A 17021-nucleotide genomic window follows, 5' to 3' on the forward strand; every position below is an offset into this window, starting at 1 on the left:
CCGAACTGGACCACCTACATCAGATCAGACACAACTATGGCGTAGCCGTATCCATTTGCGGCGAGGCTTTGCGCAACTACCCCTGTGGTTACATAGCGTTTTCGAACTTCGCTATTCAGTGCGTTGTATTTAGAGAACACGGCATGGGGCACGCCGGTTCTTGGGAGTATCCATTCTTCGTCTTTGAAGTTTTCTAGATCGATGAAGTGGTGTTCTTTCGATACTTTTTGGATAGCGGTATCTGGCGCTTGGACCCTGATATTTAGGCTAGCGACCTCCATTGAACAACGATCTGGGGGAGGTCTCAGAGTCGTGATGGCAAGGTCGGCTCCTGCCTCAAGTTGCTTGTCCGCTTTAGTGGCGTCAACGATTACTAGGTCGATGATTGGGGGGTTTACATCGGCAATGAACGGGGCGAGGATTGCGTGCGCTGTGGTCTGTGTGCATGCGATTTTGAATACAGATTTTCTTGAATATCTCAGTTTCATGAGATCTATCGATCTGTCGAGTTCGAGAAGAATTCCTTTAGTAAGTGATACGAACTCTTCCCCGGCCGGCGTGAGAACAGTGCCTGTAGAGCGCCTGTAAAAGACTTGCGTACCGATTTCTTCTTCGATCGCGCGAATTTGTCTGGAGACAGTTGGCTGCGCCAGTTCTAGAAAGCTGGCTGCCCGACTCATCGACCCTTCTCTAACCACAGTATGGAGGGTCCGAATTTCGCTTAAGTCCACGGTATGTCCTAGAGGTATGGGGGGTAACGGTTGATAGTTATTCAAAGCATAGCGTCAAGGTGTTAATTTTCTGGCATCCAATTGTGAGAGCAGACACAAATGGTCCATTGATGTAAGTAAGGGCACTGCGAGGAGGGTGTGATGACCGACTATTTCGAAATGCGTTACCTCGAAGATGAGGTTGAAATTCATGTTGATGAATGGGGCGTTCCACACATTTTCGGCTCATCGAAAAACGATGTCTTTCTGGCGCAAGGCTTCAACGCTGCGCGGGATCGTCTGTTCCAGTTAGATTTTTCCCGAAGAAGAGGGCTCGGACGGCTCGCTGAGGTATTCGGTAGTGAGTTTGTGGAATGGGATAGGGCTGCACGTCTTTTTATCTACCGTGGAGATTTTCGTGCTGAGTGGCTTGCCTACGGTAACGACGCGAAAGCTATCGTGACAAGTTTTGTAAATGGGGTGAATGGTTTCATTGATTTGGTGGTGAGTGGTGCTATGCCGCTTCCCCTTGAATTCGAAAAGTTGGGTTACCTACCCGAGAAATGGGCGCCAGAGGATCTACTGAGGCTTCGTTCCCATTCTCTGTCTTTTAATGCCGCGGAAGAGGCAATACGGGCGCGGTTAGCTCATGAATGGGGCCACTCAGTTGCGAGTCTCCGCAAGCTTTTTGAGCCCGCGGTAGAGTTTGAAGTTCCTGAGGGGCTAGATTTTTCTGTGTTCGCAGAAGACGTGATGAAAGACTATTGGCTTGGAACTGGGCCTCTTGTTCGATCCGAAAATTCCAACTCTGGAATCGGTCGTGTGCATCAGCCAAGTGATGGTTCAAACAACTGGGTTTTGTCTGGTGATTTGACCTCTACAGGAAGGCCAATTCTTTGTAACGACCCCCACCGCGTTACGTCGAGTATGCCGTCATTGCGGTATATTGCGCACCTATCCTGTAGGGACTTCGATGTAATAGGTGGTGGAGAGCCACTACTCCCGGGGGTTTCTATTGGACACAATGGCAAAGTCGCGTTCGGGCTTACGATTTTCGCTATTGACCAGGAAGATCTCTTTGTCCATGTGCTGAATCCGAATAACCCAGATGAGTATCAATTTGAAGGTGCTTGGCGAAAGTTCTCAGAAGTTACGGAGGAGATTCACTCGTGCGATGGGCCGGAGCAGACGGTCGTTCTCCGTTTCTCAGAGTTTGGTCCAGTTATCTATCATGACCCTGAGAGGCACGTCGCAGTATCACTGGCAGCCGCTTGGCTAGAGCCTGGAGGGGCGCCCTATCTCGGTTCTATTGAATACATGCGCGCCGATAATATTGATGAATTTCTCGAGGCGATGAATCGATGGTGTGCTCCGCCTGAAAACCAGATCGTTGCCGAACCTGGTGGGAGAATCGCCTGGCAACCTGGTGGCATTATTCCCAAGCGGAAGAATTGGAATGGTCTGTTCCCGATTCCGGGTGATGGTCGGTACGTTTGGGATGGCTTCTATGACAACGATGTTCTACCTGGGTTTGCGAAAGATAGCGGCTATTTTGCCACTGCGAACCAGTACCTTTTGCCAGAAGAATTCCCACGGGAAGTGCATATCTCCTATGAGTGGTACGACGATGTCCGTTATCGGCGTATCAAAGAGTGGCTAGATGACGCACGAGAGATCACGATTCGGGAAGCATTTGATTTTCAAACAGATGATTTAAACCTGCATGCACGGGAAACGATCGTCGTACTCAAGCAAGTCGCGCAGTTTCAGGACCATGCACTCGGGAGACTTGTTGACGCATGGGATTTTCGAATGTCGGTTGGGTCGACACAAGCGCATGCATGGGAACTGTTTTTCTGGGAACACTTGGTCCCTGCCGTCCTGCGTTCTCAACTTAAGACCTTGGGATACGAGGGCGAGTCTGAGAAGATTCTTGGGATTCTTATTCCGGACCTGGCTGCTGAGAGAGATTCTCGAGTTGCTTTGAGCCTTATGCGGGATTGGGCTGACTCCGACCAAAGGAAGCTTGATCTTGCTGTAGAACATGCACTTATCAGTTTTGACGCCTTTGTCGACATGGACAAGCTTTGCCCCTGGGGTGATGTTCATATGCGCTACGCCGATCACGCGTTTGCTGATTTGCTCATCGAAGCAGGTGTAGAAGAAAAGTTGGTTCGCTCTGGGGAATATGAAGTGCCAGGAAGTGGAGAGACAGTTGGCCTGGCTGGATACGCCAGTACGGGGGATTACAGGCAGATCTATGGCAGCTCATTCAGGGTAGCGATTGACGTTGGTGAATGGGACAACTCAATTGCGCTTAATGGACCAGGGCAAAGCGGAGATCTCTCGTCTGGATACCAGTTTGAACACATGGACAGATGGGCGAAAGGAGAGCCATTTCCTTTGCTGTACTCCAAAGGTCTAATTGAAAAACACCGCCGTCAACTAATTATTTTGAAGCCGCGATAGGAGAGAAAAATGCCCGATTATATTTCGTATGCTCAATCGCCAGCCATGTGGATGTTTTCGCTAGCCGTAATGGCTGTGATTGTTTTTCAGGCAGTCGTGTTCTTTCGACTAGCCAAGCAAAATGCCCAGGAAGGCCATATTGAGAATAAAGAACTTATGCAGGCAATGAGGGCTGGGGCTATTTCAGCGATTGGACCGTCTGTGGCAGTTGGGATCGTGGCCTTGTCCCTGATTCCTATCTTCGGTACTCCGCCCGTCCTAATGCGTATCGGAATGATTGGATCGGTGCCGTACGAGCTGGCTGCCGCAAATGCTGCCGCTGAATCAATGAATGCACCGATGGGGACCGAGAACTTTGACGCAGTTGTTTTCGCCGCGGTCTTCTTCACAATGGCGTTGGGCGCAGGAGTCTGGATGCTCGAGGTAGTTCTAGCAACTAGTGCGATGGGCAAGATGTCCGAGAAGCTAAGCGAATGGAAGCCATGGGCTATGGCTGCACTAACAGGAGGCGCACTTCTGGGTGCTTTTGCCTTCCTGACTATCAGTCAGGCCTCTGGCGGATCGAAGAACCTGGCCGTCATGGCGGGCTCTTCCGGTGCAATGGTGATCTTCCTACTGTTGTCGGAGCGATTGAATATGCGTTGGCTCAGAGAGTGGGCGCTTGGTTTTGCAATGATTATTGGCCTAGCAGTTGCATACTTTGTGGCTGCGTAATCGAGGAGCATCTGAAATGACGACCAAAGCAATGTCTGATGACGTTTACATTAACCGGATTAATTTTTGGGGCAGAATCACAGTTGGGCTCGGGTTGATTCTGGCAATGGCCGCTCCGATCTACCTCTTCACGGTCGAAGGGTTGTTCCCGGGGTGGGGAGTACTCGGCACATGTTTCTTGGCGGTTGCCGTAATTTATGCTGCGAACTGGATTGTTGAACCTGCAACCTATTTCCCGATGCTGGGAGTGTCAGGCACTTATCAAGCCTGGCTCGTAGGAAATATCTCTAACAAGTTACTTCCCGCGTCTGTGACAGCACAAGCAGCAGTCGATGCTAAGCCAGGTACGAAGAAAGCAGAGCTAACAGCAGTTGCCGCTATTTCTGGTGCTGTTATTGTTCACGTAGCAGTGATGATCCTTGCAGTAGCTATTTTCGGCAACTGGATTATTGCAGTTCTTCCTGAGAGTGTTCGCGCAACTTTTGACTACATTCTTCCCGCGATTATTGGTGCAGTCTTTGTGCAATTGGCTGTAGTGGTTAAGTCGATTCCGACGACACTTGTTTCGCTTGTGACTGCAGCCGGAGTCGTATTCGCTTTCGCGCCTGCTTTCCCTGACTGGACGGCATTCTCTCTACCGATTGTTGTACTGAGCTCGGTCGCCGCATCAATGTTTTTCGGTTCTCGTGCTGCGAGCAAAGCGCAAGATGGTGGCAAGGAAACTGTCCCCGGAAGAGTTGAGATTTAATCGATCTCGAGAGTCTGCTCGCCTCACAGTCCCAGTGCCTTGATCCTTGACACTGGGATGGATGAAATTGGGAAAAGAAGAAAAAGAGCGCTTTTCCGATAACAACGCATTTGCTCAATAGGAGACGGATATGGCGTACGTTGCATTGATTGCGACTGGCGGAACGATTGCTTCAACTCGTTCAGAGGATGGAGCTTCCGTCGGGGTGACAGCCGAGATGTTTGATTTAGGGACCGAAAGCAATCTGGAAGTAAGACGGGTCGATGCCATTTTAGAGGGCAGCTACCGTCTCACATTTGAGGACTTGTCAGTGATTGCCGATGTCGTAAACCGATCTCTCAAGGACTCTGATTGCATTGGTGCCGTGATCACGCACGGGACAGACACGATGGAGGAAACTGCTTATTTTCTTGACCTTGTAATTGCGACTGATAAGCCTATCGTGCTTACTGGTGCCCAACGTACTTTCGATACACCAGACTCTGATGGACCACGGAATCTCCAAGATTCTTTGACGGTTGCTGCATCGCCGAGGGCTCGTAACCTCGGAGCTGTGGTGTGTTTTGCAGGAAATGTTTGGAACGCTCGAGGGGTTCGGAAGTGTCACACGATCCAGTCGCAGGCATTCACCGGAACGAAAGTAGGGGAGGTTTACGAAGACGCCTTTACGCTCGTTGCTTTGCCTGAGACGAACGAGACTCTTGACTTCGATGCTGGAAAGCTTTCTGAGGGAAACATTCCAATCATTACCTATGGCATTGGAACCGATACAGTCCTATTTGAAGCGGCACGCGCTACAGATCCTACGGCAATAGTTCTTGAAGGCTGTGGTTCTGGCAATGCGGGAATAGGGTTTGAAGAGGCTATTGCTAAAACTGCTGAATCGGATATTCCCGTTATTCTTGCAACACGCGTTGAAGAAGGTCCAGTGATTCCGATGTATGGGAACGGTGGAGGTGTTGACCTGGTCAGAGCAGGGGCAATTACTGCAGGAACCCTAAGCGTTTTTCAGGCTAGGGTGTTGGCCGCAGTCGCCGCAAGTACCGCAGAAAATTTTCAGGCGTTCCGCGAAAGATTTATCCGTTTGCGCGGTTGAGATGCTCTGCTAGGGGACTTGGAGTTTTAGACAGAAGCGCGGGTTCCCGTTGACACCGGTGCAAAATGTAGCTCAGCTGGCTGCATGATTTTACACTCCGCCCAGGTCGGCGAATGGTGTGATGTACGGTTTTGTATCGGCGTGCAGGGTAGGGCTGTCGGCAAGGTCAATGGGTGGCGGCAGGAAGAAGGGTTACGCTGGGTACCTGCAGAAATGGGGGATGGAGTGGGCCGAGCACTCGGGGCGGCAGGGGCCGAACAGCCCCCAACAGCCAAGCGCTCCCAACAGCCCCAACAACCTCAAAAAACAAACAGAGAACTACAACTCCACGACGGCGTTCTTGGACTGCTCGAGGAGGTCCTTCTTCTTGCGGGCGCGCTCGAGTTTGGACCACTGGTCGCCGGGGACGGCGTTGCGGGCCTCGTCGATGACGGCGACGTCAGGGGTGCCCCAGGCGATCGGCATCGGGGTGATCATCTGCCACATCTTCTTGTTCTGTGCGGAACGCTGGGCGCCCACGGCGGCGACGGGGACCTTGGTGCCCACCTTGTCGGAAGTGTTCGGGATCGGGTGGTAGACGCGCGAGGTGATGCCCCAGCGTGGCGGCAGGGAGGGCTCGACGTTAAGGTTCACCAGGGCGGTCAGGGTGATGGTGGTGCCGACGCGTTCGGTGATGATGGCGGGGGCCAGTGGGTTGGCGTCGTAAAGTTCTTGCGTCTTGCCCACGCTGCGGGGGATGAGCAAGCCCACGACGAGCATCATGAGGCCGAAAAGGGCGAGGCCGAACGTGCCCAGGGTGTGCCAGGGGGATTCGGGGTCGACGAAGAACCAGACGGCGACGGCGCCGGCGAGCGAGATCACAAAGAGGGCGACGCCCGAAGCGACGAGGCTGCGGGTGTCGCGGATCATTTCGTTGTGTTGCTTTGCATACTCTTCGTCGACGTCGAACTTGAAAACCTTCATGGGGAAGAGTTTAGAGGTCGGAGGCGTCGACGAGTCGATACGCGTAGCCCTGCTCGGCGAGGAAGCGCTGGCGGTGGATGGCGTATTCGGCGTCGAGGGTGTCGCGGGCGACCACCGTGTAGAACACTGCCTCGGCGCCGTCGGCCTTCGGGCGCAGCAACCGGCCCAGGCGCTGGGCTTCCTCTTGGCGGGAGCCGAAGGTGCCGGAGACCTGGATGGCCACGGCGGCTTCAGGCAGGTCGATGGAGAAGTTCGCCACCTTGGACACCACCAGGGTGGAGATAGCCCCGTCGCGGAAGGCTTGGAAGGCTTCTTCGCGTTTCTTGGTGGTGGTTTTTCCGTCGACAAGTGGGGCGTCGATGCGCGCGGCGATCTCTTCGAGTTGGTCGACGTAGGCGCCGATGATCAAGGTCTGCTGGCCCTCATGTTTTGCAAGCAGCTTATCGACGACCCCAAGCTTCGCCTTCGAACACGCCGCCAACCGATAGCGTTCGCGGGTTTCGGCGGTGGCGTAGGTGAGGCGTTCGTCGTCGCTAAGTGTGGTGCGCACTTCGACGCATTCGGCGGTGGCGATGTAGCCGGCCATTTCGAGTTCTTTCCAGGGGGCGTCGTAACGCTTCGGCCCGATGAGGGAGAACACGTCGTCCTCGCGACCGTCCTCGCGCACCAGGGTGGCGGTCAGGCCTAGGCGGCGGCGCGACTGGAGGTCGGCGGCCATCCGGAAGACGGGGGCGGGCAGGAGGTGGACTTCGTCGTAGATGATGAGGCCCCAGTCGCGGGAGTCGAAAAGTTCGAGCGCGCGGTATTCGCCCTTGGTTTTGCGGGTGACCACCTGGTAGGTGGCGATGGTGACCGGGCGGATCTCCTTCTTCTCCCCGGAGTACTCGCCGATCTCCTCGGGCGTGAGCGTGGTGCGGCGCAGCAGCTCGTCGCGCCATTGGCGGCCCGCGACGGTGTTGGTGACCAGGATCAGTGTGGTGGTCTGTGCCTGCGCCATCGACGCCGCACCCACGATGGTTTTGCCCGCGCCGCACGGCAACACGACGACGCCGGAGCCGCCCTCCCAGAATGACTCGGCGGCGTACTGCTGGTAGTCGCGTAGCGCCCAGCCGTCGTGGTTGAGCGCGATCGGGTGCGACTCGCCATCGACGTAGCCGGCGAGGTCCTCCACAGGCCAGCCGAGTTTGGTCAGCTCCTGCTTGATTTGGCCACGGGCGGAGGGGTGGACGGGGATGGTGGTGTCGTCGATACGCGATGCGACAAGCGGGATGATCTTCTTGGAGCGAGTGACCTCGGTGAGGATTGCCGGGTCGTCGGTCTCGAGGATGAGCCCGTGCGCGGGGTGCTTGACCAGCTTGAGGCGGCCGTAGCGCGCCATGGTCTCCGCAACATCCACGAGCAGCGGCTGCGGGACGGGGAAGCGGGAGTAGCGCTCGAGTACATCAACGGCCTGCTCGGCGTCGAAGCCGGCGGCACGGGCGTTCCACAGCGCCAGCGGGGTGATGCGGTAGGTGTGGATGTGCTCGGGAGCGCGCTCGAGCTCCGCAAACGGGGCGAGCGCAGCACGAGCCTTGGGTGCGTCCGGGTGTGCGACCTCGAGCAGCACAGTCTTGTCCGACTGGACGATGAGCGGGCCGTCGCCGAGAGCCATGCGATCTACTCCTCCTGATAGTAGGCGTTGGTAGTCTACGGGCATGGCTGCGAAAAACACATCCGTTGTCCTCGGCGAACGCTACGACAAATTCATCGCCCAACTGCTCGAAGACGGCCGCTACGCCTCCGCCAGCGAAGTCCTGCGCGAAGGCCTGCGGCTAGTGGAGGAGCGAGAGCAGAAGTTTAAGGCACTACGCAAGGCCGCGGAGAACGGCGACATTGACGCGAAGGCGTTTATCGACGAACTGCGCTAACCCCTGCTACAGCTCATCACTTGCGTCCAAGTGGTGTCGGTGCTCATCCAGCCGAAACTGGGAATGTAGGCGGTGGCCATGATCATCAGAAGGATCGGCATCTGGTTGGACTGCAGGTCCTCGGTGAGCTGCACCATCGTGCCCGCCGCAGCGTAGACGGCACCGAAAAACTGCTTCGCCAGAAGCCAGACCACCAGGAAGAATAGGCCGGAGACCTTCAGTCCAACACCGCTGACCATGGGCAGTAAGGTCGTTGCCAAGAGCCCAGTACGAGCGTGCCCAGCAGCTTGCCGGGCAGAAAATGCAGCGGGGAACTGGCCTCGGTTGCGAGTGGCTTTACGCGGCTCAGCATTGAGAGATTCGATTAATTTGGTGGTGTAGACCAATCGTCGAGCAGCCGGCGGGAGCTGCCGAAACGGCACGAACCGTTCTCATGCGTCGCGCGAGAGATTGACCGACTGCGTGTAGATGGACGTGTAGTTAGTCGGATGACAACTAGCAGGGTTCTTTCGTTTTCTCGAGTCCCAGCGAAAACACAATGAGTGCTAAGACGGCCAGCGCGAGCGGAATAAATATAGGGGTAGAATCCGCTACGAGAACAGAAATGGAAGCTAGGGCCAAGACCGAACTTAAAATATTAGTTTTCTTCATAGGTCGCTCTAGAAGCAGTAATCTCGGATGCCGGCGATACCAGTCAACTCAGCTGCTAGAGAGGCCAGCATTCCGGTAGTAGTGTTCTCATTAGCGTGCTTGCCTGCGACCTTGCCTAAGCCACCCATCTCTTTAATCTTCTCAGCAGTTTTCCGGGGGCCGCCGAGCTTTTTCACGATCCTCACTATTTTCGCGAGTTTAAACGCTGGAAACGCTGCACCTGCAATCGCTGAAGAAATCGAAGCCGCACACCACAACGGATCCACGCTAGCTGCGGCCATGCGGGGGGAAGCGGTAGGGCGAATTTCCATTGTTCGGATATACTCCACAATTTCATCATCCGTAGAGTTTTCCAGTACTTCGTCAGGAATGTCATCAACGAAAGCGAAAGCCGTAGCAAACTCTTCTGCCTGTTTGTCAACGGAAATTGTCGAGCCGTTTTTTTGAGCTGCCATACTCAAGGCAGGCCCTTCTGTACTGGCGACCGCCGGCGTAAAACTCACAGAAAGCGCTGCTGTTAAAAGCGTGGCCAGCATCTTGTTACGTGTACCCATCATATTTCTCCTGCTTCTCGAAGCCGTACAATTATCTGGACCTAAGCCTATCGTGTCCTTATCGGTACAGCAATCCTTTGGTGTTGCCTCTGTGCTTTCGGGTTGCGTCCCTCAGCGTGGTGTAACGCTTGCTGATGGTGGCTCCCGGAAAATGCCAGGATTGCCATCGCCAATAACCTTTTGCATCGCTAAGATGCGCGAACGCTCCTAACCCCTGCGCAGCAGCTGCGACCACTTGGTCACACTGCCGTTGTTCAGGATCGTGCGTTTGTAGATTCGCGCGGCGAGCCAGACGACCAGCGCAGTCGTTACCGCGGCGAGCGCGAACGAGCCCGCGAGCTGGAGGGCGGTGAAGTCGCCAGCTGCGTAGGTCAAGGGCGCGGCGAAGATGGAGAATGGCGGGATCCAGCTGACGACCTGCATGAAGGTTGAGTCGGTGTTGGACCAACCAAACGACGAGATGTACACGCACGCCATCAGCAGGATCAGAATCGGCATCTGGGTGGACTGCAGGTCCTCGGTGCGCTGCACCATCGCGCCGGCGGCGGCGTAGAGGCCGCCGAAAAACAGCATGGACAACAGCCAGGCGACAAGCAGGATGGGGAGGACGGACCAGTCGACTTCGACATCGTCGATAAGACCCGAGACCTTCAAGCCGACGCCGCCGACGGCGAGCAGCACCGCGGTGGCGAGGAATCCGAAGATGACGGTGCCCAGCAGTTTGCCGGCGAGGAAGTCCAGCGGGCGAACGGAGGCCAAAATCAGCTCGACGACGCGCGACGACTTTTCCTCGGTGACGCGGCTGCCCACCTGGGCGGCAAAGGTGATCACGGTGAACATGACGATGATCAGCGCGAAGAAGGTGGTCAGCAGGCGGGTCAACTGCTCTGCGGTGTCGTCGCCTTCGGCGTCGTTGATGCCCACCGGCACAACGTTGATCTGCGGGGAGGCAGCCTCGTAGTCGGCGGGGCTAATGCCCAGGTTGCTTAGGGTTTCGGCGCGCGCCTGCTCTTGGGAGAGGGCGTCGAGGCCGGTGAGGATGGTGGTGGAGGGGGAGCCGTCCGCAAGGACCTCCCAGTTGTCGCCCTCGACAATCAGGGCGGCCTCCACGTCGCCGTCGCGGACCAACTGTTCGGCTTCGGTGCGGTCGGTGGCGGTTTGGGCGTCGTAGCCGGCGTCGTCGAGAAGCTGCTCTGCGATGCCCACGGCGGCGATGGCCGGGCCGCCGGCTTCCGCTTCGGCGTCGTCCTTGTTTTTCATCCAGGTGCCGAAGCCGATCATGCCGAACATGACCAGCAACATGATCACGAGCGTGACAATGACGCCCTTCTTCAGCAGCAGAATCTGCACCTCGCGCTTCGCGGTGGTGGTGATGGTGTGCATGGGGGAGTAGGTCTTCATTACTTCACAACCTCCTTGAACAGCTCGGCCAGATCCGGCACGACGCGGGTGAACTCGTGGACGGGGCCTGCGGCCATGGCGGCGCGGAGGATGTTCTGGTCGTTGTCGGCGGAAGTGGTTTCGACGATGACGTGGGTGGGAGTGTCGCTAATAAGCGTGGCGCAGTCGGGGATCCAGCCGCGCGCCTGCGTGCCGACGCGGAAACGCACCGGGCCGCCCGAGCGCAGCTCATCGACGGTGCCTTCGGCCACCATGCGGCCGCGGGTGACGATGCCGATGCGGTCGCAAAGCCGCTGCACCAAATCGAGCTGGTGGGAGGAGAAGATCACCGGCACGCCGGCGCGGGCGCGGTCGGTGAGCATCGTGCTCATCACGTCCACGGCGACGGGGTCGAGGCCGGAGAACGGCTCGTCAAGGATGAGCACCTCCGGGTCGTGGATCAGCGATGCGGCCAACTGCACGCGCTGCTGGTTGCCCAGGGAGAGGTCGTCGAGCTTGTCGCCCAGACGCTCACCGAGGCCCAACTCCTCGAGCAGTTCGGTTCCGCGCTGCTTTGCGGCCGCGCCGTCCACGCCGTGGAGTTTAGCCAGGAAGATCAACTGATCAAGGATCTTTTCCTTGCCGTAGAGGCCGCGCTCTTCGGGCATGTAGCCGATGCGGCGACGGGAGTCGTCGTCAAGCGGGCTCCCATCGAGGAGCACCTCGCCAGAATCGGCGCTGAGCACGCCCAACGCGATGCGCATCGTCGTCGATTTACCGGCGCCGTTGGAGCCGACGAAGCCGTACATTTCCCCATCGTGGACGGTGAAGTCCATTCCGTCGAGGGCCTGGACGTCGCCGAAGCGCTTGTGAAGGTCCTGAATCTGAAACGTAGTCACCCGACAAAAACTAGCAAAAGATACGACTTCGCTCAGGGCGGGTTTACCATGAACCCATGACTGCAACCATCTCATCCCCAGCGGCGCATTTGGCCCGCGAACTCGGCTCCGACGAGGCGCTGTCCACGCGCCCGATCGACCGCATCAAGTACGCCCACGACGCATCCCACTTCCTCTACACCCCCGATGTGGTGGTGGAGGCGCGCAACGCGAACGATGTTGCGGCGGCGTTCCGCGCGTCGGCATCCTCTGGCGCCCCGGTGGTGCTGCGCGGCGGCGGTACCTCGCTGTCCGGCCAGGCAGGCGGCGCGGGCATGCTGGTGGACGTGCGCAAGCACTTCCGTGGTGTCGAGGTGCTTGACGGTGGCAAGCGTGTGCGCGTCCAGCCCGGCTCCACGGTGCGCCAGGTCAACGCGCACCTGGCCGCGTTCGGCCGCAAGATCGGCCCGGACCCGGCGTCCGAGGGCGCCGCGACGATGGGCGGCGTGATCGCCAACAACTCCTCCGGCATGGCCTGCGGCACGGAGTTCAACACCTACAACACCATCGAATCCGTCACCTTCGTCCTGCCCTCCGGCACCGTGATCGACACCGCCCACCCGGATGCGGAGGCGCAGTTCGCGCGCCAGGAGCCGGAGCTCGTGGACACGATCGAGCAGCTCAAGCGACGTGTGCGCGACAACAAGGAATCCGTAGACATCATCGAGCGCCACTTCGCGCTGAAAAACACGATGGGCTACAGCCTGAATTCGTTTTTGGATTACGACTCGCCGCTGGACATCTTCATGCACCTGCTGGTCGCATCCGAGGGCACACTCGCGTTTATCGCGGAGGCTGTCCTGCGCACCATCGAGGTGCCGAAACTGAAGACGACCACCATCGCGGTCTACCCGACGCTGGACGCCGCGACGCGCTCCTTGCCGGCCCTGTTTGAGTCGAAGGCGGCGACGCTGGAGTTGATGGACTCGCGCTCCATCAAGGTCGGCCGCACCTTCGACTCGGTGCCGGAGCAGATCACCGGCTTCGAACTTGGCGGCCAGGCGGCGCTGCTCATCGAATACCACGCCAACGAGGCCGAGCAGCTGCGCGAATACGAGCAGGCTGGCTCCAAACTCCTGCGCGAGTTCGACCTGCAGACCCCGGCGCAGTTCAGCACCGACCCCATCGAGGCCGCCAAGGCGTGGGCGTTCCGCAAGGGCCTCTACGCCCAGGTCGCGGAGGCGCGCCCGTCCGGCACCACCGCGTTGCTCGAGGACATCGCGGTGCCCGTCGAGGACCTCGCCGACACCTGCGGTGGGCTGCAGCAGCTTTTCGACGAATACCGCTACGACGACGCCGTCATCTTCGGCCACGCCAAGGACGGCAACATCCACTTCCTGATCACCGACCGCTTCGAGGGCGACGAAAACCTCACGCGTTACGACGGCTTCAACGAGGACATGGTCGACCTCGTGCTCGGCGCGGGCGGCAACCTCAAGGCTGAGCACGGCACCGGCCGCGTCATGGCGCCCTACGTGCGCCGCCAGTACGGCGAGGAACTCTACGACGTAATGGTGCAGGTCAAGCGCGCCGCCGACCCGCGCGGGGTGATGAACCCGGGCGTGATCATCACTGACGACGAGCGTGAGCACATGAAGAACTTCAAGCTCAACCCGCAGGTCGAAGACGAGATCGACTCCTGTGTGGAGTGCGGCTACTGCGAGCCTGTGTGCCCCTCGCGCGACCTGACCATGACCCCGCGCCAGCGCATCGTCGTGCGCCGCGCACGTGCGAAGGCGCTGCAGGAAGGCGACATGGAGCTGGTCAAGCACATCGACGAGGCCTACCAGTACGACGGCATCGACACCTGTGCCGTGGACTCCATGTGCGTCACCGCCTGCCCGGTGGGTATTGACACCGGCAAGTTCATCAAGTCGCTTCGCCGCGGCCAGGCCGGTGCCGTGAAGTCCGCCGGCTGGGCGGCCGCCGCGAAGGTGTGGGGCCCGGGCAACACCCTGGCTTCTGCAGCGCTAACCGGCGCCTACGTCATGCCGACGAGCCTGGTGCAGAAGGTTACTGACGTCGCCCGCGCCCTCGTAGGGGAAGACACCGTTCCGCAGTACCGCCCGGAACTCTCCAAGGGTGGCGTGAAGCGCTCCAAGGCATTCGGCACGAAGGTCGGCGCGCCGGGCGCGGAGCCTGTTGGCGTGTTTGTCCCGGCGTGTGTGAACTCCATGTTCGGCCCACAGGGCGAGGGCGTGGGCGCCTCCGAGGCGTTCGCGAAACTCGTCGAGCGCGCCGGTCTGTCCCTCGTCGTTCCGGAGGGCATCGACGGCATGTGCTGCGGCACCCCGTGGACCTCGAAGGGCATGAGCACCGGCCATGACATCATGCAGCGTCGCGTCAACGACCAGCTCATCGCCGCTACCGACGGCGGGCGCCTGCCGGTCGTGGTGGACGCGTCGAGCTGTACGCACGGCTTCCGCGACATGGCCGAAAACATCGGCATCACGGTCATCGACGCCATCGAGTTTGTCGACGAGCACGTGCTCGATCGCCTTACGGTCAACCACAAGGTGCCGTCGGTGACGCTGCACCCGACGTGTTCTGCAACCCACCTGGGTATCGTCGATACGCTGAAGCACGTTGCGGCCGCCGCGGCAGAGGACGTGAACGTTCCGGCCGAGTGGAACTGCTGTGGCTACGCGGGGGATCGCGGCATGCTGCACCCCGAGCTCACCCACGCCGCAACCAAGCGCGAGGCAGCTCAGGCGAAGGAGTTCGGCTCGGCGTGCCACGCGTCGTCGAACCGCACTTGCGAGTTGGGCCTGACGGCCGCGACCGGCGCGGACTACGAGCACATCCTGGAAATCCTGGAGCGCGCCAGCCGCTAGGCCAGCACCACTTTTGTCACCCGCGGCAGGGCGATGCGCACGACCCGGTCCTTGGCCTCGTCGAGCGCGTCCACCTGACCCGCGGTGACACTCAGCGGCAGGACGGTGATCGTCTTGCCGCGCCCCTGCTTATCCACGTAGCCCACCGTGACGTGCCTGCGCGCCCGCGCCGCCGCGCGAAGCGTTTCAAACGTATCGCCGCTGCCAGCATCGGTGGTCTCCGCAGAGCGCAGCTTTGCGACGATCGCACGCACCTGATCCGGCGCCACCCTCCGCGACTTCGGAAGCGTCGATGGCGTCGGCGCGACCAGGGCGGGCTCGGGCGCCATGTTGACGGAAACGCCCTGGTCGTCCTCAGCGGTGGGTTGGAGGCCTGCGGTGCGCAGCGCCGTCATGAGCTTTGCCAGCGGCAGGCGCGAGATGGCCACGGTGGGGGCGAGGACCCGCAGGCCTAACTTCTCTGCTGCGGTAGCGATGAGGGCCGGGTCCTCTGAGCGGATGTAGGAGAGCGCTTCGCCGGCGCGGATGGCGCCGTGGGTACGCGCGGTGTCGTCGATGATGAAGGTGATGGCCTGGGGGACCTCGCCAAGTACGTGGTCTGTGAGCCAGGCGTGGATCTCCTCGGCGGTCAGTCCACTATCCAGGCCACGGCGCACCGACGCTTCCGAGATACGCCACACGCTGGCAGGACCAGGCGACTCCAGTTCCGCGATGCGTTCGATGAACCCAGCCATTGCGGGCTCGAGCGGGCCCGGGGCCAGCACCGTCATGTCGGCCTGGGCGATCAACGTGTCCACCGAGGCAGGCACGAGCGTGGCGGTTGCTGCAGCGACGTCTTCGCCGTTGATCAGGGCTAACGTCGGGGTCGGCTGCGCTTGGTTGGCCAGCGCGCCGACGAATTCGGCTTCTCGGACAACCGCGGCGATGAGCTTGTCGGAGAACCCCGACGATTCCAGCGGGGCGTGGAAGAGCATCCGGTCCATGTCGCCCGCGTGTCGCAGCATGGTGAGGCGGGCGTGGCGAAGCGCTGGGGCGTGGGCGTCGTCGCTCAGCAAATTCGCCCCTGTATCCACGCGCCACGGGGAGGCCACCCAGCCGGCGAGCACGATCGCCCACTGATCGGACAGTGTCGCGTCAAGCCAGGTCAGGGCGTCGCGAGTGGCGGCGAGCACATCCTCATCGTCGACGTTGCCGCGGCCGACAAGACCCGCGGACTCGCCGACGGTGACAAGCAAGCTCGGGTCGAACCCAAGTGCCTTCTCCAGGTTTGCCGCCGCGCGCACGCCGACAGTGCCGTCTTTGTTCAGTACCACCGGGGTATCCATCAGCGTCATGACCAGTTGGCGCATCTGGCGCACCGCGTCGAGGCCCTGGGCGGTTGCGGTTTCGTCGATAGTGGCCTGATCGATCTCTGGTACGGCGGGTGGTGCAAGCGGGAACACGCGCGGCGTTGCGCCACGCATCGCGTCGCGCACCGGGCGGGGCAGGCGCACCGTGGTCTCGTTGACGCGCACAAGCATGCCAAGCGCGAGCAACTTGGCCACCGGCGCATCCGGGTCCGCATCGGGTGCAGCCGCCGCGGTTGTGCCCACCCCGCCGGACGCCGCAAGGGTGTCCAACACCTTGCGCTCACGCGCAGGCAGTGACGCCAGCGCCTCGGTCGCGCCGGGTGGCAGCGTATCGGTCACGCGCCAACCGGGAGGCAGGGCAGTCAGCGTGCCGGGGGCGATACGCAACGCCTCATCCGGACCAAACACGAGCGCCAACTCGCGCAGGTGGTGAGTGGAGCCGAAGCCGGTGGCGTTCACAGGCTCAAGCTCCGCTCCGGCATCCGCGAGCTGCTCGAGCACCGCCAGATCCGCGGCGTTGAGGAGACGCAACGCGCGCGATGCCGACCCGGGAAGGCCGAGCCTGGTTGCGAGTGAGCCCACCGACGGCGGGGCGGGGAAGAAGGCATCCGGGCGTGCCTCGATGAGGGCGTGCAGCGCGTCGTCATCGAGCGAACTCAAGAATTTAGGGAACGTAGACATTGCGGGGGTGAGTTTACGTGCGTTTTT

14 protein-coding genes and 1 pseudogene are annotated in these 17021 nt (G+C 59.6%); 6 read left to right on the plus strand and 9 right to left on the minus strand.

The genetic code is table 11. The features are described from left to right. Positions 1-14: 14 nt before the first annotated feature. Entirely contained in the window at positions 15-731 is a 717-nt protein-coding gene (locus HMPREF3048_RS00080; RefSeq protein ID WP_168167327.1) for a LysR family transcriptional regulator, read from the minus strand. Between the two features lie 141 nt (positions 732-872). Here HMPREF3048_RS00080 and HMPREF3048_RS00085 point away from each other — a divergent pair, with 141 nt between their 5' ends. The 4 genes from HMPREF3048_RS00085 to HMPREF3048_RS00100 all read left to right on the plus strand — a co-directional run bounded on the left by HMPREF3048_RS00085 (position 873) and on the right by HMPREF3048_RS00100 (position 5737). Further along, positions 873-3179, plus strand: coding sequence for a penicillin acylase family protein (locus HMPREF3048_RS00085; protein ID WP_070770882.1), 2307 nt, complete (start codon positions 873-875; stop codon positions 3177-3179). Positions 3180-3188: 9 nt separating this feature from the next. Beyond that, positions 3189-3893, plus strand: coding sequence for a DUF5058 family protein (locus HMPREF3048_RS00090; RefSeq protein ID WP_070770883.1), 705 nt, complete (start codon positions 3189-3191; stop codon positions 3891-3893). 16 nt (positions 3894-3909) lie between these two features. After that, positions 3910-4641: a hypothetical protein gene (locus HMPREF3048_RS00095; RefSeq protein WP_070770884.1), complete on the plus strand. Its 732-nt coding sequence runs from the start codon at positions 3910-3912 to the stop codon at positions 4639-4641. A gap of 130 nt (positions 4642-4771) precedes the next feature. Beyond that, positions 4772-5737 carry an asparaginase gene (locus HMPREF3048_RS00100; RefSeq protein WP_070770885.1) on the plus strand — a complete coding sequence of 322 codons (966 nt, stop codon included), beginning with the start codon at positions 4772-4774 and terminating at the stop codon, positions 5735-5737. Positions 5738-6055: 318 nt separating this feature from the next. On the opposite strand, the gene HMPREF3048_RS00105 is transcribed toward HMPREF3048_RS00100, so the two are convergent. After that, a complete protein-coding gene (locus HMPREF3048_RS00105) occupies positions 6056-6700 on the minus strand; it encodes a DUF3239 domain-containing protein (RefSeq protein ID WP_070770886.1) in 645 nt (214 codons plus the stop codon). 10 nt (positions 6701-6710) lie between these two features. After that, positions 6711-8351, minus strand: coding sequence for a DNA repair helicase XPB (locus tag HMPREF3048_RS00110; RefSeq protein WP_070770887.1), 1641 nt, complete (start codon positions 8349-8351; stop codon positions 6711-6713). 43 nt (positions 8352-8394) lie between these two features. Here HMPREF3048_RS00110 and HMPREF3048_RS00115 point away from each other — a divergent pair, with 43 nt between their 5' ends. After that, entirely contained in the window at positions 8395-8607 is a 213-nt protein-coding gene (locus tag HMPREF3048_RS00115) for a type II toxin-antitoxin system ParD family antitoxin (protein ID WP_070614190.1), read from the plus strand. Here HMPREF3048_RS00115 and HMPREF3048_RS12205 read toward each other — a convergent pair. The 5 genes and pseudogenes from HMPREF3048_RS12205 to HMPREF3048_RS00135 form a co-directional block, all read right to left on the minus strand. Further along, on the minus strand, positions 8604-8867 hold the full coding sequence (locus tag HMPREF3048_RS12205) for a hypothetical protein (RefSeq protein ID WP_168167326.1): 264 nt from the start codon (positions 8865-8867) through the stop codon (positions 8604-8606). The two genes, HMPREF3048_RS00115 and HMPREF3048_RS12205, sit on opposite strands and share 4 nt — an antisense overlap. Before the next feature lie 33 nt (positions 8868-8900). After that, positions 8901-9074: pseudogene (locus HMPREF3048_RS11955) on the minus strand (transposase); the annotation flags it as partial. Positions 9075-9266: 192 nt separating this feature from the next. Continuing rightward, complete coding sequence (locus HMPREF3048_RS00125) at positions 9267-9815, minus strand: hypothetical protein (protein ID WP_070770889.1); 549 nt, start codon at positions 9813-9815, stop codon at positions 9267-9269. Positions 9816-10019: 204 nt separating this feature from the next. Then, positions 10020-11213 carry an ABC transporter permease gene (locus HMPREF3048_RS00130; RefSeq protein WP_070770890.1) on the minus strand — a complete coding sequence of 398 codons (1194 nt, stop codon included), beginning with the start codon at positions 11211-11213 and terminating at the stop codon, positions 10020-10022. Beyond that, positions 11213-12028, minus strand: coding sequence for an ABC transporter ATP-binding protein (locus HMPREF3048_RS00135; RefSeq protein ID WP_371326155.1), 816 nt, complete (start codon positions 12026-12028; stop codon positions 11213-11215). Before HMPREF3048_RS00135 ends, HMPREF3048_RS00130 begins: the two co-directional genes overlap by 1 nt. 119 nt (positions 12029-12147) lie before the next feature. Between HMPREF3048_RS00135 and HMPREF3048_RS00140 the strand changes: the two genes are divergently transcribed. Then, positions 12148-14964, plus strand: coding sequence for an FAD-binding and (Fe-S)-binding domain-containing protein (locus tag HMPREF3048_RS00140; protein WP_070770892.1), 2817 nt, complete (start codon positions 12148-12150; stop codon positions 14962-14964). On the opposite strand, the gene HMPREF3048_RS00145 is transcribed toward HMPREF3048_RS00140, so the two are convergent. Then, positions 14961-16994: a helicase-associated domain-containing protein gene (locus tag HMPREF3048_RS00145; RefSeq protein ID WP_070770893.1), complete on the minus strand. Its 2034-nt coding sequence runs from the start codon at positions 16992-16994 to the stop codon at positions 14961-14963. The two genes, HMPREF3048_RS00140 and HMPREF3048_RS00145, sit on opposite strands and share 4 nt — an antisense overlap. Positions 16995-17021 lie beyond the last annotated feature (27 nt).

The organism is Corynebacterium sp. HMSC075D04 (genome assembly GCF_001815635.1).
GTDB lineage: Bacteria > Actinomycetota > Actinomycetes > Mycobacteriales > Mycobacteriaceae > Corynebacterium > Corynebacterium coyleae.